Source organism: Nonomuraea soli, from assembly GCF_013761175.1.
GTDB lineage: Bacteria > Actinomycetota > Actinomycetes > Streptosporangiales > Streptosporangiaceae > Nonomuraea > Nonomuraea soli.
The window spans coordinates 707,222-724,182 of record NZ_JACDUR010000005.1 but is presented as its reverse complement, the minus strand read 5'-3'; the positions used below and the strand labels follow the sequence as shown (position 1 = coordinate 724,182).

The following is a 16,961-nucleotide window of genomic DNA, read 5'->3' as shown; positions in this document are numbered from 1 at the left end:
CATGAAGAAGGTCGTGGTCCACAAGCCCGGAACCGTGAAGCCGTCCGGAGCCGCCGCGCCGCGGCACAAGGGCTGAGTACTGTCGGCCGGCGTTCTGGACAGGACGCCGGCCTTTCTGTTGCCGGAAACAGCCTGGGTGAGGGGATCGAAGTGCCCGTCGTCGACGCCGACCGCCGCCTGCGGGGGCCGTACACGCTGGGGGCCGCGCTCCTGGAGTTGCTGGTGCCGGGGGCGCCCGCGCCGCTGGTGGAGGCGCACGAGCGCGTGATCCGGGTGGTGGCGCCCCACCTGGTCCAGGAACGTTCCACCGGGCTCGCTCCGGGCGAGCGCATCCTCATCCCGGGGGCGCGGCGGACGTTGTGGCTGGCCAACGGGCTGGCGGAGTTCTTCCGTGACGCGCTCGCCGGGCCGGTCACGGTGATCGCCGACAACCTGGACGAGGCCGACCCGACCGATGCCGAGCTGGTCGGGGTGATCCGGCGGCGCGTGCCGTACCTGACGATCACGCCGGGGGAGTCGCGGCCCAGCGGCCTGGCGTTGCCCGCGGATTTCGAGCGCTACCGCGACGAGGGATTCCACCACGCGATGGCCGAATCCGGGCTCGACGCGCTGCCCCGGCTGGAGCCGTCGAGCGAGGAGTGGTGGACCATGATCCACCGCACCGCGGGCGCGCTGGAGGCGATCGAGCGCGAGGACGAGGCCTGGGAGCTGTATCAGCTGGCCAGGCGCGAGGGCACCGAGCCGAAGCACCGCGCGTCCGTGGCGTGTTCGATGGCCACACTGCTCGTACGGCACAGCGACCCGTCGCGGCGCGACCCCGGCGAGGCGCTGGGCTGGATCAACGAGGCGATCACGATCACCTCGCTGCTGCCCGACCCCCACGAGCGCGCCTTCCACCTGGGCTTCGACCTCAACACCAGGGCCCTGGTCGAGGTACGGCTGGGCCGGGTCGACCGAGCGGCCGGGCTGGTCGACGAGGCCATCGCGCTGGCCGCCACGCTGGGGGAGCGCCACCCGATCCACCGGATGGTGCTCTACGCCAACCGTGCCCTGCTCAAGGGCGTCTCCGAGGCGGCCGTCGAGGACTACACGCGGGCGATCGCCCTCGATCCCGACTATCCCGACTACTACCTCGACCGCGGTGTCCTGCTGGCCAAGCTGGGACGGGCCGAGGAGGCGCTGGCCGACTACGAGAGCGCGATGCGGCTCGGCCCGCCCTCTCCCGAGCCGTACTACAACCGCTCCGAGCTGCGCTTCGCCGCCGGCGACCACGAAGGGGCGCTGGCCGACCTCGACTACGTGCTGGAGCTGGACCCCTCCTTCGCGCCCGCCTACGTCAACCGCGCCGGGCTGCTGGCGGAGTTCGGCCGCTACGGCGAGGCGGCGGGGGACGCGGCCAGGGGCCTGGCGCTGGATCCCGCCAATCCGCACCTGCTGTGCGTGCTGGGCCAGGTCCAGGCGGCCTCGGGGCGCGTGGTGGAGGCCAGGCAGGCCTTCGACGCCGCGCTGGAGCTCCAGCCGGATCTGGTGGCGGGCTGGGCCAGCAGGGGCGAGCTGGAGTACGCCCAGGGCCATCACGAGGCCGCCGTGGCCGACCTCACCCAGGCGCTCAAGCTGGAGGAGTCGGCCGAGCTGTACTTCAACCGGGCCGTCGCGCTGCGTGCGTGCGGCCGCGAGCCCGAGGCGCTGGAAGACCTGCGCCAGGCGGCCTCCTTGGATCCGGACGACGAGGACATCCGGCGCGAGCTCACTCGGGAATGATCGATTACCACCTCGAACCTTGATCTCAGAGTTCGCTCGTGTTGACATTAGTCGTCAACCCGTTCGAGAGAAAGGTTGCCCATGAAGAAGGTCATCGTCTACAAGCCCGGGACTCTCAAGCCTGCCGGGGCCGGTGCCCCCAGGCACACGGGCTAGGTGGCGGATCAGCCGGCGTTTCTGGACAGGAGCGCCGGCTCTCTCATGTCTCGGGAGGACCTCTTCATGAACACGATCGTCATCGACGCCGACCGTCGCCTGCGCGGGCCGTACACGCTCGCCGCCGGGTTGCTGGAGACGCTGGTCCCCAAGGCGCGGCCCGAGCTGGTCGCCGCGCACGACATCGAGCTACGCGTCGCCGCCCCGCACCTCGGGGTCGCCGCCCGCAGGACCTCGCTGGCCGACGGGCTGCCTTCGGAGGAGCGCATCCTGGTGCCCGGCGCCCGCCGCACGTTGTGGATCGCCAACGGGCTGGCCGAGTTCGTCCGTGACGCGTTGCCCGAGGCGGTCACGATGATCGTCGACAACCTGGACGAAGCCGACCAGACCGACCGCGAGTTCCTGGGCGTCCTCGCGCGCCGGGTGCCGCAGGTGCGCGTCGAGCGCGGCCGTGACATGCCCTCCGGCCTGCCTCTCGTCACCGATTTCGAACGGCTGCGCAACGAGGGCTTCCACCACGCGATGGCCGAGGGCGGCCTGGCCGCGCTGGCCAGGACGCCCGACGACTGGACCCTGCTGAGCCGTACGGCCTGCGCGCTGGCGGCCATCGAGCGGGAGGACGAGGCGCTGGAGTTGTACCACCGCTCCCGCCGCACCTGCGTCGACCCGCTCGCGCGTGCCACGACCGCCTGCCAGACGGCGACGATCCTCGTACGGCACAGCGACCCGTCGCGGCGTGACCCGGAAGAGGCGCTCGGCTGGATCAACGAGGCGATCACGATCACGTCGCTGCTGCCCGACCCCGGCGAGCGCGCCTTCCACCTGAGCTTCGACCTCAACACCCGGGCCCTGGTCGAGGTACGGCTGGGCCGGCTCGACCGGGCCGCAGCGCTCGTCGACGAGGCCATCGAGGTCGCGTCCGCGCTGGGAGAGCGGCACCCGATCCACCGCTTGGTGCTGCTGGCCAACCGCGCCCAGCTGCGCGGTGTCACCGAGGAGGCGCTGGCCGACTACGACGAGGCCGTCGCGATCGACCCCGGCTACCCCGACTACTACCTCGACCGCGGCAACCTGCTGGTCAAGCTCGGCCGCCAGGAGGAGGCGCTGGCCGACTACGAGACCGCGATGCGCGTCAGCCCGCCCTTCCCCGAGCCGTACTACAACCGGGCGGGCATCCGCTTCGGCGCGGGCGACCTCGAAGGGGCGCTGGCCGACCTCGACTACGCGCTGGAGCTCGATCCCGCGTTCGCGCCCGCCTACGTCAACCGCGCCGGGCTGCACGCCGCCCTCGGGCAGTACGGCAAGGCCAGGCGCGACGTCGAGCGCGGCCTGGAGCTCGATTCCGGCAGCGCTCACCTGCTCTGCGTGCTGGGCCAGGTGGAGGATGCGGAAGGGCGTGCCGACCTGGCACGCGCCGCCTTCGACCGGGCGATCTCGCTCCAGCCCGACCTGGCCGCCGCCTGGGCGGGACGCGGGCGGCTGGCCTTCGACCAGGGCGACGCCCGGGGCGCGGTGGCCGACCTGACCCGCGCGCTCGACCTCGACGACGGCGCCGAGCTGCGGTTCAACCGGGCGGTCGCCTTACGCGCCTGCGGGCGGGCCGACGAAGCACGAGCCGACCTGCACGCCGCCGCCCGGCTGGCGCCCGGCGACGAGGACATCCGCCAGGCGCTCGCGGCGGGCTGACGCGGCATGGGGACGCGCTACTGGCTCCTGCTGTCGGCCTATCTGATCTCGTCGATGGGGACGTGGATCTACCGGCTGGCGTTGCCGCTGCTCGTGCTCGACCTGACCGGTTCAGCGCTGGGCACGGGAGCGGTCTACGCGCTGGAATACCTGCCGTTCCTGGTGCTGGGGCTGCTGGGCGGGGTGATCGCCGATCGGTTCGGCAGGAAGCCGGTGCTCGTGATCGGCGACCTGGCGGCGGGGGTGCTCGCGCTGCTGCTCGCCGTGGTGGTGACCATGGGGCCGCCGCCGCTGTGGGTGATCTACCTGCTGGTCCTGCTGCTGTCGTGTGTCGATCCGCTGTACCGGCCGGCGTTCAACGCGATCGTGCCTTCGCTGGTGACGCCCGACCGGCTGCCGCCCGCCAATGCCCGGGTGCACATCGGGGAGCACGGGACGAACATGATCGGACCGGCTCTCGGTGGCGCGATGATCGTCGCCTTCGGGTATGAGACGGCGATCTACGTGGACGCGGCGACCTTCTTCGTCTCGGCCGCGTTGCTGGCGCCCATCGGGCGGCTGCCCGCCGTACGGCGTCGTGACGTGTCGGTGCGGGCCGGGTTGCGGTACCTCTTCGTTGAGCGGCGGGAGGTGCTGGCCACGGCGCTGGTGTCGTTCGCGTGCAACGTCGGGGTGTGGCTGCTGCTGGCGAACCTGGTGTTCTACCTGAGCGCCTACCATGCGTTCACACCCACGCAGATCGGCGTCGTCTACGCCTTCCAGGGCGCGGGCGCCGTGGTCGGCGGGCTGGCCGGGAGCCGGCTGCTGCGGCGGGGTCTGCCGCCCTGGGTGCTGATCGCCGCGGGTGCGGCGCTGGGCGGGCTGTCGATGCTGGCGATGATCCCTGCTCGCGGTCCCGTGCTGATCGGGCTGGCGTGGACGGGGCAGTTCGCGGGCGCGGGCATCCTGATCGTGGCGACCATGACCCTGCGGCAGCAGGTGATCCCCGACGAGCTGCTGGGGCGGGTCCTGGGCACCGCCCGCATGATCGCCTTCGCGGCGATCCCGGTGGCCGCCTTGCTGGCCGGGGCGTTCGAGACGCTGGTCGGGAACGCCTACCTGCTCATGGCCGTGGCCGGGACGAGCTGGCTGGTGATCGCTTTGGCCGTCACCCGGTCGCCTATTCGTCCGGTTTCCTTGGAGAAGGTCCCATAGCGCTGCCGGGAAACGTGTGCGGCGTGCCGACTCCTTTCAGGAACTCGGCCAGGGCCGCGGCCAGCTCGCCGGGAGCCTCCTCGGCCATGTGGTGCCCGCAGTCGATGCCGTGCCCGCGCACGTCAGCGGCCCAGTCACGCCAGATCCGCAGCGGATCGCCGTACAGTTCCTCCAGGTCGTCGCGCTGTGACCACAGGACCAGCGTGGGACATGAGATCCCCCGCCCGGCGGCCCGGTCCTCACGCTCGTGCCCGGCGTCGATGGCGAGGCCCGCCCGGTAGTCCTCCAGCATGGCCCTCACCACACCCGGGTTGCGCGTCGCCTCACGGAACTCGGCGTAGTTCTCCTCGCCCATCCGCTCGGGATCGCCCTTGTACCAGCTGTCCGGGTCGGCGTTGATGACGCGCTCGGGGGTGTCCGGCTGCGCGAAGAAGAACCAGTGCCACCACTGGGTGGCGAACTGCGCCGTGATGCGCGACAGGTGCTCGCTGATCGGCATGCAGTCCAGGATCGCCAGGCGGGTGACGGCGTCGGGGTGGTCGAGGGCCAGCCGCAGGGCCACGGCACCGCCACGGTCGTGACCCGCCAGCGCGAACCGCTCGTGCCCGAGCGTCCGCATCACCGCCAGAAGGTCGCCGGCCACCGCGCGTTTGGAGTGCGCGGAATGATCGGCCGCGGGAGCCGGGCCACGCGACCTGCCGTACCCGCGCAGATCGGGGCAGACCACGGTGAAGCCCTGGTCCACCAGGAGCGGCGCCACCCGATGCCAGGTCGCGGAGGTGCGGGGATGGCCGTGCAGCAACAACACCGGCGGCCCGTCGCCGCCATGGCGGGTGAAGATCGACGCCTCGCCGGTCTGAACGTGCTCGGCCTGGAATTTCTCGAACATGGGCACCAGCCGCTGCTACCCGGCTTCCGGCGGTTCATCCCAGCAGGCGGATGGCGGGCGCCTCATGGCTGGTGGCGATCACGGCGGCGCAGTGCTCACAGCGCAGGGCGGTCGGGCGGACCAGGTTCGTCTGCGTGGAGGCCGTTCCGGGGGCCGCGTGGAGGGGGCACTGGTAGGCCAGGTGCAGCCGCACCCACGGGGCCTCGCTCAGCGGCGTGGCCGGGGTGTCGCGCTTGGCGTCGTGGAAGGGCGCCCACCAGAACTCGACGACGGCGCGCAGCGAGGTGCCGGCGGTGTCGAACTCGGCGATGCGGGCCGGGGCGAAGTGCGGTCCGTGGTCGCGGTCGGAGGAGCAGATGGCTTGCTCGGCACCCCGTTCGAGCCGGGTGGTGCGGCCCACGCGTACGCAGACGAAGCAGTCGAGGCTCAGTTCGATGGTGGGGGACCACGATAAGTGGGGGAGGTGGTCGGGCGTGGAGGGGGTGGAGAGGGTGGCTTGGATTTCCAGGCTGCGCAGCACCGGGTGATCGTCGCATAGCGAACGCCTGGTGGGAACCGGTGTCTTTTGAGGTGAGCAGGGGTTCAGGCAGGTGACGCCGGGGGCGATCCGTGCCGGGTGCCGATGGGGACGACGAGGGGCGTGCCCGCCACCGGATCGGCGATCACCTTGGCGTCCAGGTCGAACACCGAGGCCAGCAGTTCCTCCGTGAGCACCTCGTGCGGCGTGCCCGCGGCGATGATGTGCCCCGACCGCATGGCCACCAGCCGGTCCGCGTACCTGGCGGCGAGGTTGAGGTCGTGCAGCACCATGACGACCGTGCGCTCCAGCGACGAGTGCAGGTGCCTGACCAGCTCCAGCACCTCCACCTGGTGGGCGAGGTCGAGGAAGGTGGTCGGTTCGTCCAGCAGCAGCAGGTCGGTGCCCTGGGCGAGCGCCATGGAGATCCACGCGCGCTGGCGCTGGCCGCCGGAGAGCTCGTCGAGCGGCCGGTCGGCCAGGTCGGACAGGCCCGTCATGGACAGGGCGTCGGCGACCGCCGACTCGTCGTCCGAGGACCACTGGCGGTACCAGGTCTGGTGGGGGTGGCGCCCGCGGGCGACCAGGTCGGCGACGGTGAGGCCCTCCGGGGCGGTGGGCGACTGGGGCAGGACGCCGAGCACGCGGGCGACCTCGCGGGTGGGGAGCTTGTCGATGCGCTTGCCGTCGAGCAGCACCTCGCCGCCCGCCGGCTTGAGCAGGCGGCCGAGGGCGCGCAGCAGGGTGGATTTGCCGCAGCCGTTGGGGCCGATGATGGTGGTGACGGTGCCTGCCTCGATGCCGAGGTCGAGGCCGTCCACCACCACGCGGTCGCCGTACGCGAGACGGACGTCCACCGCCTGGAGCCTCATGTGCGGGTTCCCCTTCGCAGTCGGATGAGCAGGTAGATCAGGTACGGCGCGCCGAGCACGGCGGTGACGATGCCCACGGGCAGTTCGACGGGGGCGAAGGCGGTTCTGGCGATCAGGTCCGCCGCGGCGACCAGGACCGCTCCGACGATCGCCGACGTCAGCAGGGGCGGCCTGCCCGACCCCGTCAGCCTGAGGGCGATCTGCGGCGAGGCGAGGGCGACGAAGGCAATGGGCCCGGCGGAGGCGGTGGCGACGGCGGCCAGACCCACGGCCAGCAGGATCATGCCGGCGCGCGCCGGGTTGAGCCGCACGCCGAGCGACATGGCGGTGTCATCGGCGAAGCGGAGCGCGTCGAGGGTGCGGGTGGCCGCCAGGGCGACGGGCACGAGGACGGCCAGGGCGAGGAAGACGGGGAGCACGTGCTCCCATCCGCGTCCGTGCAGGGACCCGGAGATCCACACCATGGCGCGCGTGGTGTCGTTGACGTCGCCGACGGTCAGCAGCCAGTACTTCACGTTGGTGAACACGGCGGCCACGCCGATGCCGACGAGGACGAGCCGGTAGCCGTCGAGCCCTCGCCGCCAGGCCAGGGAGTAGACGAGCGCCGCTCCGAGCAATCCGCCGAGCAGGGCCAGGACGGGGATGCCGAGGCTGAGCAGCAGGCCGCTGGCTCCGCCGTACACGCTGCCGCTGGCGACGATGCCGGCCACGACCATGACGGAGGCGCCGGTGGTGACGCCGAGGATCTCGGGGCTGGCCAGCGGGTTGCGGGCGATGGACTGGGTGATGCCGCCCGCCATGGCCAGCGCGGCCCCGACGAGGGCGCCGGTGAGGGCGCGGGGCAGGCGCAGCTCCATGACGACGAAGTCGCCTTCGATCACTCCCCGCAACACCTCGCCCAGGGACATGGGGATGTCACCGATGCGGATGTTGAGCGCCATCAGCAGGAGCAGGGCGATGGACCCGGTCACGCAGGCGATCACCGCGCGGGGCCGTACGCGGAATCTCACAGCCGCACCGGCTTCCTGCGCCGCACGAGCGCGATGAAGAACGGCGCGCCGAGCAGGGCGAGCACGACGCCGACCTCGAGTTCGCCGGGTGGCGCGACGACGCGGCCGATCACGTCGGCGACGAGCAGCAGGGCCGCTCCGATGAGCCCGGAGTACGGCAGCAGCCAGCGGTGGTCGGTGCCCGACAGATGCCTGGCCAGGTGCGGGACGATGAGCCCGACGAAGGCGAGCGCGCCGCAGGCGGCGACGGAGGCGCCGGTCAGCAGCGTGACGGCGGCCACGCCGACCGCGCGGGTGCGGTTGACGTCCTGGCCGAGTGAGCGGGCGACGTCCTCGCCCAGGGACAGCGCGTTGAGTCCTGGGGCGTTGACGAGGGCGAGGATCAGCCCGGCGGCGATGAACGGCACGATCTGCCAGACGACGTCGGCGCTGCGGGCGGCGATGGAGCCGGCCTGCCAGAAGCGGAAGACGTCCATGGCCTGCTCGTCGAGCAGCACGATGGCCGAGGTCAGCGCGTAGAGGAAGGCGCTGACGGCGGTGCCCGCGAGGGCGAGCGTGACGGGCGTGGGGCCGCCGCGCCCGCCGACCATGCCGAGGGCGAAGACGCCGACGCTGGCGATCAGTGCCCCGGCCAGGCCGAACCAGATGTAGGCGTACAGATTGGAGACGCCGAGGAAGATGATCGAGGAGACCATCAGGAAGGCGGCGCCCTGGGTCACGCCGAGCAGCCCGGGGTCGGCCAGCGGGTTGCGGGTGTGGCCCTGCATGAGCGCGCCGGCGACGCCGAGGGCGATGCCGGCCAGCACGCCGAGGATGGTGCGTGGCACGCGCAGGGAGCGGATGATGATGTCGTTCTCGCTCCCCGTGGGCGCGGTCAGCGCCTGCCAGGCGTCGGTGAGGGGGACGGCTTTCGCCCCGATGGTGATGCTCAGGGCGACGGCGACGAGGAGTGCGGCGGCGAGCACGCACAGGATGCGCGTGCGTGCCATCTGGTGCCTCCTAGGTTTGCTGGTTCGGGTGAAGTATGCCAGGTTAGGCATGCCTAAGCTAAACATGGGGGTTTGTTGTGAAACGTTGGGTCCTGGGAGTCGCGCTCGCGCTGGCCCTGTCCGCTTGCGGGTCGACGGCCGAGCAGGCCGCACCCCAGCAGCCGTTCCGGACGATCAAGCACGCGATGGGCGAGACGAAGATCCCCGCGCAGCCCAAGCGGGTGGTCGCGCTGGACCAGAGCTTCGTCGACGCCGTGCTGACCCTCCAGACGCCCGTGGTCGGCTTCACCACCTACCGTTCGGTCGACGACAAGCTGCCCGCCTATCTGGGTGAGGTCGCCGCGCAGTACGGCAAGGACGCCGTCCCGGTGGGCACGCTCGAGTCGCCGAGCCTTGAGAAGATCATCGCGCTCAAGCCCGACCTGATCGTCTCGGCCAAGGTCCGCCACGAGGCCCTGTACGACAAGCTCTCCCAGATCGCGCCGACGGTCTTCAGCGAGACGACCGGCGCGATCTGGAAGGAGAACCTGCGCCTGATGGGCCAGGCCCTGGGCAAGGAGCAGCTGGCCGACGAGACCCTCAAGACCTTCGAGTCGCGCGCGGCCAAGCTGGGTGAGGCGATCAAGGCCAAGGAGGGCGCCATGCCCACCATCGCGGTGGTGCGCTTCGCCGGCGAGCCCACGACCCGCCTGTACGTCGAGAACTCCTACTCGGGCATCGTGCTGAAGGACGTCGGCTTCCCGCGCCCCGCCGGCCAGCCGAAGGACCCGGCCAAGATCGCCGTGGACGTCAGCCAGGAGCGGATCGCCGACTTCGACGCCGACCACATCTTCGTCGCGACCTATCCCGACCCCGCCGCGGTCGGGCCCAAGCAGCAGTTCGTCACCAATCCCCTGTGGGACAAGCTCAAGGGCGACAAGCACGACGTGGCCGACGTCACCTGGATGACCGCCGTGGGCATCCAGGGGGCCAACGCGATCCTCGACGACGTGGCCAAGATCTTCGACGTCACAGGGTGAGGAACTCCTCGAACTCCGCCAGGTGCTGGGCGAGGTCCAGCCCCTGGCCCGCGACCCAGGAGTCGTCGCAGTAGGTGCCGCGGTAGCGCGAGCCCTGGTCGCAGATCAGGGTGACGACGCTGCCGCGCGCGCCCGCGGCGATCATCTCGCGGATGAGGTCGACGGCCGCGGCCACGTTGGTGCCGGTCGAGCCGCCCACGTCGAGCCCGGTGAGGCGGTGCACCCAGCGCATCGCGGCGATCGAGCGGGCGTCGGGCACCTGGATCATGCGGTCGATCACCGAGGGCAGGAACGACGGCTCCACGCGCGGCCTGCCGATGCCCTCGATGCGCGAGCCGCCGGCCGTGGTCGAGACGTCTCCGGTGGTCCAGGCCGAGTAGAACGCCGAGCCCTCCGGGTCGGCGACGCACAGCCGGGTCGGGTGACATCGGTAGCGCAGGTAACGCCCGAGCGTGGCGGAGGTGCCCCCGGTGCCCGCGCCGACCACGATCCAGTGAGGCACGGGGTAGGGCTCCAGGGTCATCTGCTGGAAGATCGACTCGGCGATGTTGTTGTTGCCCCGCCAGTCCGTGGCCCGCTCGGCGTAGGTGAACTGGTCCATGAAATGGCCGCCGGTCTCATCCGCCAGGCGTTGTGATTCCGAATAGATCTCGCGGGGATCGGTGACCAGGTGGCACTTGCCCCCGTAGAACTCGATCAGGGCGATCTTCTCGGGCGAGGTGGAGTCGGGCATGACGGCGATGAACGGCAGGCCGATCAGCCGGGCGAAGTACGCCTCGCTGACCGCGGTGGATCCGCTGGAAGCCTCAACGATCGTGGTGTTCGGCCCGATCCAGCCGTTGGCAAGGCCATACAGAAAAAGCGATCGCGCTAGGCGATGTTTGAGTGAACCAGTGGGGTGGACCGACTCGTCTTTCAAGTAGAGGTTTACCCCCCAGCGCGAGGGAAGCGGAAAGACATGCAGGTGAGTATCGGCACTGCGGTTGGCGTCGGCCTCCACTGTTCGGACGGCTTCGGCGACCCATTGACGGTCCATCATGCCCCATAACGTAACCCATGTGACTCTTACCACACCTCATGCGGAATTGGAGGGAGAGTGTTATGATTATGAGACTTATCCGGCCGTGGACGTGACCACGCACGCCGCGAGCAGACGGATGATTCGCCCCAATGACCAGCTAACGCGCCCCTTACGGGCGGTTTGCGAGCATGGAGTCCGGCGCGTGCGCCGGACCGGGGGATAGCGCAAGGGGGAAAGATCTTGATCACTATGACTGAAGAGCAGCGCCAGGACTGGTTCGAGCGCGACGTCGTTCCAGTGACCAACCAGCTGTTCGCCTCCGCTATGCGTCTGACCCGGAACACCGCCGACGCCGAGGACCTGGTCCAGGAGACGGTCACCAAGGCCTACACCTCCTACCACCAGTTCCGCGAGGGCACGAACCTCAAGGCCTGGCTGCACCGCATCCTCACCAACAACTTCATCAACGACTACCGCAAGAAGCAGCGCTCCCCGAAGCTCTCGGCCGCCGAGGAGATCGAGGACTGGCAGCTGCACGCGGCCGAGTCGCACACCTCCACCGGGCTGAGGTCCGCCGAGACGGAGGCGCTGGAGCAGCTGCCCGACAGCACGGTGATGGACGCGTTGCGTTCGCTGCCCGAGGACTTCCGTGTCGCGGTGTACCTGGCCGACGTGGAGGGCTTCGCCTACAAGGAGATCGCCGAGCGGATGGGCACGCCCATCGGCACCGTGATGTCCCGGCTGCACCGTGGCCGCCGCCAGCTGCGCAGCATGCTGGAGGACTACGTTCTCGACGAGGGCGCGAAGGTTCCGGCGCAGCGCGCCGCCTAACGCAGCCGCTGGTGGAGCCGGACCCTCAGGACGCCCGCGTCGGTCCTTGTCTCCACCAGATCGCACAACTGACGACTTATCCAGAGCCCGTATCCCCGCTGGGATTCGGGCTCTGGTGGCATGTAGCCCGGTAGCGGGTCGGTCAGCGAGCCGCCCGGGTCGATGATCTCGCAGACCACCTCGCGGCCGTTGGTCCACACCTTCAGCGTGCCGTGCCCCGCGCCGTGCTCGACGCTGTTGGCCGCCACCTCCGAGACGCTCAGCACCAGCGACGAGATCAGGTTGCGCTCCATGCCCGCCGACCTGGCGTAGTCGGCGACGAGCTGGCGCAGCCTGGCCAGCTCCGGCGCGGTGAAGGCGGCCGCGCGCACCTCGCCCACCGGATCCGCCAGCGGAGCACGATCGCTGTCGAGGATCAGGTCGTGCGGCTCGACGTAGCGTTCGCTCGGCCGTACGCCGTTGGGGGCCAGCTGGGCCGGATGGGTCAGCCACATGTGCTCGGGGGGAGCGGAGTAGAGGCACAACGCCGTGCAGGCCTGGCCGCGCAGGGCGGCGTTGAGCACCGACTCGAAGCGGATCCAGGCCTCGCTCTGCCAGGGCGGCTCGCCCACGATCAGCGTGCGCCGGCCGTCGGCGTACTCATGCGTGGCCGCCAGGGTGCGCGGCGGATGTTCGTACCAGCGCGCGGCCACTCGCCGCTCGACGCGCCTGTCGAGCAGGTCGAGCCGGGCAGGCGCGGTGATGGCCAGGACGTGACGGCCCTCGCCCAGCGCTCTCTCGACGTGCGGTCCGACCAGGTGGAGGAAGCCCTCGTCCGAGTTGTACGGCACCGCCATGTGCAGGAAGTGCACGCAGCGAACCGTAACAAGCGCTTGGCCCGCTAGGCAACGGCAATCAACGCCACCGCCCCCAGCGCGCACGCCACCCCGGCCACCTGGACTCCTTGCAGCCGCTCGCCCAGCACGAACCGGGCCAGGACCAGCGTGCTGGCGGGATAGAGCGAGACCAGCACGGCCACCAGGCTGAGCATGCCCTGCTGCTCGGCCAGCAGGTAGAGCACGTTGGCCGCCATATCGAGCGCCCCCGCGGCGGCGATGATGCCCAGCGCCCCCTTGCCGGGACGCAGGGAGCCGCGCGTCACGAGCGCCAGCAGGACCACCGCTGTGATGGAGGTGATCCTGGCCCCGACCAGCGGCCACAGGCCCGTGCCCTCGGGCGCCTGGGCGAGGAGGATGAAGAAGCCGCCGAATCCCGCGCCCGCCGCCAGCGCCGCGAGCACGGAGGCGGCCGAGGACCGTTGTCCCTGGGAGGGACTGCGGCCCACCATGATCACCGCGACCACGGCGAGCACGATCCCGACCACGGCCAGGATCTCGGGACGCTCGCCCGTCGCCAGGCCGAACACCACGGGCAGCACGGTCGAGGTCACCGCGGTGGTGGGGGCGACGACGGACATGACACCCGTGGCCAGGGCACGGTAGAACAAGGTGAGCCCGGCCGCGCCGGCCACGCCCGCGGCCATGCCCCACAGCAGGGCCGATGACGAGAAGAGCCCAGGCAGGAGCGGCATCAGCAGCAGGATCAGAGCGAATCCGGCGATCTGGGAGAGCACCACGACGGCGAGCACCCGCGACCGGCGCGTCGCCAGTCCGCCCAGGAAGTCGGCGGTTCCGTAAACCACGGCGCACGCGGTCGCTAACATCACAGCAAGCACAGTTCACTCCATTGCACAGTTAGTACACTCTAATGCGCGAAACTGATGCGGTGACCGCGGCCATCGCCACCAACGTCCGCGGCCTGCGTACCCAGCGGAACATGACCCTCGACGCCCTGGCCGCCCGCTCGAACGTCAGCCGGGGCATGCTCATCCAGATCGAACAGGCGCGCACCAATCCCAGCGTGTCGACGCTCACCCGGGTCGCCGCCGCGCTCGGCACCACCGTGGCCAAGCTGGTCGAGGTGTCGGACGTGCCCGTGGTCAGGGTCGTCGACAAGAGCGAGATGGTGACCTTCTCCCACGACGGCTCGGCCGCCACGCTGCTGGTGGGCGCGGACTCGCCGATGATCCTGGAGTTGTGGGACTGGCGGCTGGAGCCCGGCTCGCACCACGACGGCGACGCCCACCCACCGGGCACGCGCGAGTTGCTGACCATCCTGGAGGGGGAGCTGACCCTGACGGTCGACGGCAGGAGCCACACCGTCGGAGCCGGTGACGCGGTGTTGTTCACGGCCGATCGGCCGCACCGTTACGCGAATGTCGCTGGGGAAACCATGCGTTTTGTCATGATGGTCGCCGAACCGCGGGAAGTCTTGGATGTCTGAGTCATGATTGCTCCATGGCGGTGCCAATCTTGGGTACACCACATGCGACCGACAAACCGTCAGTTGGGGGGCCAGGCAAAGGAGCGCTGGTGAGCGAAGCTCGCGCTGCGATCGAGAAGCTCAAGATCGAGCTGACCGGTCTCGGTGTGACCGATACGGACGAGGTTGGCGATGGTGCCACCCTTTCCGTATGGATCGGACTGGTCGTGCGGTTCAGGGATGGTTTTTTCCGATGGCAGGAAGGGGCTGTTAAACGACGTCATCTGGGTACAGATCCGGTCGGATGTGCCATTCGTGTGGCGCGTCGCTATGCAGAGTTGCAGGCGGATATTCCACCATGGTGGGAGGAACTGAGCAGAGAGCTGCGGGGGGACTCGGCTCAGGACTATCCGTGATCTAACCTCCGCGCGCGCTTTCGGGGGGAAGCATGCGGTGGGGGGTGTGGGTGCTCCTTGTCAGCCTTGGCGTAACCGGCTGCGAGGCGCAGGTGTCGACGAAGGAAATGGGAGTGAGGGACTTTCCTTCGCCGGCAGCTGACCTGGGAGTGCTGGCTCAGCGGCTGAAGGGGATGCAGGCGCAATGGCCAAAAAGGAAAATCCCGATAAACTGTGCCAAAACTAAATGTGTTGCGCTGACGTTCGACGACGGTCCCGGTGAATACACCGCCAACCTGCTGGACCTGTTGAAGAAACGGAACGTCAGAAGCACGTTCTTCGTCGTCGGACAGATGGTCGCCGAGGACCGCGACGGCAACCTGCGCCGCATGGTCGAGGACGGCCACGAGCTCGGCAACCACTCCTGGAGCCACGCCCAGCTCACCGCCCTGTCCAGCTCGGGCATCAAGGCCGAACTGGCCCGCACCCAGGCCATCGTCAAGGACAGGACCGGCGTCACCATGCAGGTCATGCGGCCGCCGTACGGCTCGACCGACGGCAGGGTCGCCGCCGAGAGCCGCCGCGAAGGGCTCGCCCAGATCCTCTGGAACGTCGACACCCTCGACTGGCGCGACCGCTACGCGTCGGTCGTGGCCCGCCGCGCGGCCGCCGCCACTCCGGGCTCGATCGTCCTCCTGCACGACATCCACCGCAGCACGGTCGCCGCCGTGCCCTCGCTCATCTCCTCCTTCTCCCGCCGCGGCTACACCTTCGTGACCGTCTCCGAGCTGTACGGCAAACGCCCGGCACCGGGAAGGAAGTACACCGAACGATGATCGAGTACGACTTCGACGGGCCCACGATCGACCTCGGGGCCCTGCTCGTGGACGGCACGCCGAGCCCAGCCGACCAGATCCGCATCCCGCTGCGCATGCTCAACCGGCACGGCCTGGTCGCCGGCGCGACCGGTACGGGCAAGACCGTGACCCTGCAGGTCATGGCCGAGCAACTGTCGGCGCAGGGAGTCCCGGTCTTCCTGGCCGACGTCAAGGGAGACCTGTCCGGCATGGCCGTGGCGGGCGCCGGCTCCGACAAGCTGCTCAGCCGTACGGCCGGCATCGGGCAGAACTGGGTGGGCACACCCTGCCCCGTGGAGTTCTACTCCCTGGGCGGCATCGGCGACGGCATCCCGCTCCGGGCCACGATGACCGACTTCGGCCCGACGCTGCTGGCCAAGGTCCTCGGCCTCAACGAGACCCAGGAGTCGTCGCTCGGGCTGATCTTCCACTTCGCCGACCAGCAGGGACTGCCGCTGCTCGACCTGAAGGACCTGCGCTCGGTCATCCAGTACCTGATCGACAATCCCGGGGTGCTCAAGGACGTCGGAGGGCTGTCCAAGCAGACCGCGGGGGTCATCCTGCGCACCCTGGTCAACTTCGAGGCCCAGGGCGCCGCGCAGTTCTTCGGCGAGCCCGCCTTCGACACCGCCGACCTGCTGCGCGTCCTGCCCGACGGGCGCGGCGTCGTCTCCATGCTGGAGCTTCCCGCCGTCCAGGACCGGCCCGCGCTGTTCTCGACGTTCCTGATGTGGCTGCTGGCCGACCTGTTCGGCGAACTGCCCGAGGTGGGCGATCCCGACAAGCCCAAGCTCGTCTTCTTCTTCGACGAGGCGCACCTGCTGTTCACCGGGGCCTCCAAGGCGTTCCTGCAGTCGATCACCCAGACCGTGCGGCTCATCCGCTCCAAGGGCGTGGGCATCTTCTTCGTCACCCAGACGCCCAAGGACGTGCCCGCCGACGTGCTCGCCCAGCTCGGAGCCAGGGTGCAGCACGCCCTTCGCGCCTTCACCCCGCAGGACGCCAAGGCGCTCAAGGCGACCGTGTCCACCTTCCCGCACTCCGGCTACGACCTGGAGGAGGTGCTCACCCAGCTCGGCATCGGCGAGGCCGTCGTGACCGTGCTCGGCGACAAGGGCGTGCCCACGCCGGTGGCCTGGACCCGGCTGCGGGCGCCGCAGTCGCAGATGGGGCCGATCGATCAGGTGGTGATGCGGGGGTTCATCGCCCAGTCGCCGCTCATGCCCAGGTACGGCACGGAGGTGGACAGGGAGTCCGCCTACGAGATGCTCGCCGCCCGGGTGCTGGCCCAGGAGCCGCAGGCTCCCGCGCCCACCGCGCCACCGCCCCAGCAGCAGGAGCCGTCGATGATCGAGGGCATCCTCGGCTCGTCGTTCTTCCGCTCCTTCACCCGGTCGATCGCGAGCACGCTGGGCCGCGAGATCAGCAGATCGATCTTCGGTACGGCCAAGCGCCGTCGGTAG

The 16,961-nt window shown here is 70.1% G+C and carries 17 protein-coding genes; 9 read left to right on the top strand and 8 right to left on the bottom strand.

The window, feature by feature from the left end; all coding sequences use genetic code 11:
* The first annotated feature begins 150 nt into the window (after positions 1 to 150).
* The 3 genes from HNR30_RS26570 (at position 151) to HNR30_RS26560 (ending at position 4,797) form a co-directional block, all read left to right on the top strand.
* Positions 151 to 1,761: a tetratricopeptide repeat protein gene (locus HNR30_RS26570; RefSeq protein WP_312894657.1), complete on the top strand. Its 1,611-nt coding sequence runs from the start codon at positions 151 to 153 to the stop codon at positions 1,759 to 1,761.
* Between the two features lie 222 nt (positions 1,762 to 1,983).
* On the top strand, positions 1,984 to 3,603 hold the full coding sequence (locus tag HNR30_RS26565; RefSeq protein WP_181612722.1) for a tetratricopeptide repeat protein: 1,620 nt from the start codon (positions 1,984 to 1,986) through the stop codon (positions 3,601 to 3,603).
* A 6-nt stretch (positions 3,604 to 3,609) separates the two neighbouring features.
* On the top strand, positions 3,610 to 4,797 hold the full coding sequence (locus tag HNR30_RS26560; protein WP_181612721.1) for an MFS transporter: 1,188 nt from the start codon (positions 3,610 to 3,612) through the stop codon (positions 4,795 to 4,797).
* On the opposite strand, the gene HNR30_RS26555 is transcribed toward HNR30_RS26560, so the two are convergent.
* The 5 genes from HNR30_RS26555 to HNR30_RS26535 form a co-directional block, all read right to left on the bottom strand.
* Positions 4,763 to 5,686: an alpha/beta fold hydrolase gene (locus HNR30_RS26555; protein WP_181612720.1), complete on the bottom strand. Its 924-nt coding sequence runs from the start codon at positions 5,684 to 5,686 to the stop codon at positions 4,763 to 4,765. The genes HNR30_RS26560 and HNR30_RS26555 overlap by 35 nt on opposite strands.
* Before the next feature lie 34 nt (positions 5,687 to 5,720).
* Positions 5,721 to 6,206 (bottom strand): hypothetical protein, encoded by a 486-nt coding sequence (locus HNR30_RS26550; protein WP_181612719.1) that lies wholly within the window; start codon positions 6,204 to 6,206, stop codon positions 5,721 to 5,723.
* 62 nt (positions 6,207 to 6,268) lie between these two features.
* Positions 6,269 to 7,075, bottom strand: coding sequence for an ABC transporter ATP-binding protein (locus HNR30_RS26545; protein WP_181612718.1), 807 nt, complete (start codon positions 7,073 to 7,075; stop codon positions 6,269 to 6,271).
* Entirely contained in the window at positions 7,072 to 8,085 is a 1,014-nt protein-coding gene (locus tag HNR30_RS26540) for a FecCD family ABC transporter permease (RefSeq protein WP_312894656.1), read from the bottom strand. The genes HNR30_RS26545 and HNR30_RS26540 overlap by 4 nt, the downstream gene beginning before the upstream one ends.
* Complete coding sequence (locus HNR30_RS26535) at positions 8,082 to 9,074, bottom strand: FecCD family ABC transporter permease (RefSeq protein WP_246379186.1); 993 nt, start codon at positions 9,072 to 9,074, stop codon at positions 8,082 to 8,084. Before HNR30_RS26535 ends, HNR30_RS26540 begins: the two co-directional genes overlap by 4 nt.
* Positions 9,075 to 9,151: 77 nt before the next feature.
* On the opposite strand from HNR30_RS26535, the gene HNR30_RS26530 reads away from it, so the two are divergent.
* Positions 9,152 to 10,093, top strand: a complete 942-nt coding sequence (locus HNR30_RS26530) for an ABC transporter substrate-binding protein (RefSeq protein WP_181612716.1) — start codon at positions 9,152 to 9,154, stop codon at positions 10,091 to 10,093.
* Here the strand turns inward: HNR30_RS26530 and cds1 are convergent.
* Positions 10,083 to 11,132, bottom strand: a complete 1,050-nt coding sequence (gene cds1, locus HNR30_RS26525) for an L-cysteine desulfhydrase Cds1 (RefSeq protein WP_181612715.1) — start codon at positions 11,130 to 11,132, stop codon at positions 10,083 to 10,085. The genes HNR30_RS26530 and cds1 overlap by 11 nt on opposite strands.
* Before the next feature lie 231 nt (positions 11,133 to 11,363).
* Between cds1 and HNR30_RS26520 the strand changes: the two genes are divergently transcribed.
* Positions 11,364 to 11,945, top strand: a complete 582-nt coding sequence (locus tag HNR30_RS26520; RefSeq protein WP_181612714.1) for a sigma-70 family RNA polymerase sigma factor — start codon at positions 11,364 to 11,366, stop codon at positions 11,943 to 11,945.
* Here HNR30_RS26520 and HNR30_RS26515 read toward each other — a convergent pair.
* Entirely contained in the window at positions 11,942 to 12,796 is an 855-nt protein-coding gene (locus HNR30_RS26515; protein ID WP_181612713.1) for an anti-sigma factor RsbA family regulatory protein, read from the bottom strand. The genes HNR30_RS26520 and HNR30_RS26515 overlap by 4 nt on opposite strands.
* Positions 12,797 to 12,825: 29 nt before the next feature.
* Positions 12,826 to 13,659, bottom strand: a complete 834-nt coding sequence (locus tag HNR30_RS26510; RefSeq protein WP_181612712.1) for an EamA family transporter — start codon at positions 13,657 to 13,659, stop codon at positions 12,826 to 12,828.
* 32 nt (positions 13,660 to 13,691) lie between these two features.
* Between HNR30_RS26510 and HNR30_RS26505 the strand changes: the two genes are divergently transcribed.
* The 4 genes from HNR30_RS26505 (at position 13,692) to HNR30_RS26490 (ending at position 16,961) form a co-directional block, all read left to right on the top strand.
* Positions 13,692 to 14,267 carry a helix-turn-helix domain-containing protein gene (locus tag HNR30_RS26505; protein WP_181612711.1) on the top strand — a complete coding sequence of 192 codons (576 nt, stop codon included), beginning with the start codon at positions 13,692 to 13,694 and terminating at the stop codon, positions 14,265 to 14,267.
* Between the two features lie 89 nt (positions 14,268 to 14,356).
* Positions 14,357 to 14,662: a hypothetical protein gene (locus HNR30_RS26500; RefSeq protein ID WP_181612710.1), complete on the top strand. Its 306-nt coding sequence runs from the start codon at positions 14,357 to 14,359 to the stop codon at positions 14,660 to 14,662.
* Between the two features lie 173 nt (positions 14,663 to 14,835).
* The gene (locus HNR30_RS26495) at positions 14,836 to 15,477 is read left to right on the top strand and encodes a polysaccharide deacetylase family protein (protein ID WP_246379448.1); all 642 of its coding nucleotides are present in this window, start codon (positions 14,836 to 14,838) and stop codon (positions 15,475 to 15,477) included.
* Positions 15,474 to 16,961: a helicase HerA-like domain-containing protein gene (locus HNR30_RS26490; protein ID WP_181612708.1), complete on the top strand. Its 1,488-nt coding sequence runs from the start codon at positions 15,474 to 15,476 to the stop codon at positions 16,959 to 16,961. The genes HNR30_RS26495 and HNR30_RS26490 overlap by 4 nt, the downstream gene beginning before the upstream one ends.

Bases quoted from the DNA above. Each gene is read 5' to 3' on its own strand.
- HNR30_RS26505 (WP_181612711.1), top strand. From the start codon at position 13,692: ATGCGCGAAACTGATGCGGTGACCGCGGCCATCGCCACCAACGTCCGC.
- HNR30_RS26490 (WP_181612708.1), top strand. From the start codon at position 15,474: ATGATCGAGTACGACTTCGACGGGCCCACGATCGACCTCGGGGCCCTG.
- HNR30_RS26565 (WP_181612722.1), top strand. From the start codon at position 1,984: ATGAACACGATCGTCATCGACGCCGACCGTCGCCTGCGCGGGCCGTAC.
- cds1 (WP_181612715.1), bottom strand. From the start codon at position 11,132: ATGATGGACCGTCAATGGGTCGCCGAAGCCGTCCGAACAGTGGAGGCC.
- HNR30_RS26535 (WP_246379186.1), bottom strand. From the start codon at position 9,074: ATGGCACGCACGCGCATCCTGTGCGTGCTCGCCGCCGCACTCCTCGTC.
- HNR30_RS26520 (WP_181612714.1), top strand. From the start codon at position 11,364: ATGACTGAAGAGCAGCGCCAGGACTGGTTCGAGCGCGACGTCGTTCCA.
- HNR30_RS26555 (WP_181612720.1), bottom strand. From the start codon at position 5,686: ATGTTCGAGAAATTCCAGGCCGAGCACGTTCAGACCGGCGAGGCGTCG.
- HNR30_RS26495 (WP_246379448.1), top strand. From the start codon at position 14,836: ATGCAGGCGCAATGGCCAAAAAGGAAAATCCCGATAAACTGTGCCAAA.
- HNR30_RS26545 (WP_181612718.1), bottom strand. From the start codon at position 7,075: ATGAGGCTCCAGGCGGTGGACGTCCGTCTCGCGTACGGCGACCGCGTG.
- HNR30_RS26560 (WP_181612721.1), top strand. From the start codon at position 3,610: ATGGGGACGCGCTACTGGCTCCTGCTGTCGGCCTATCTGATCTCGTCG.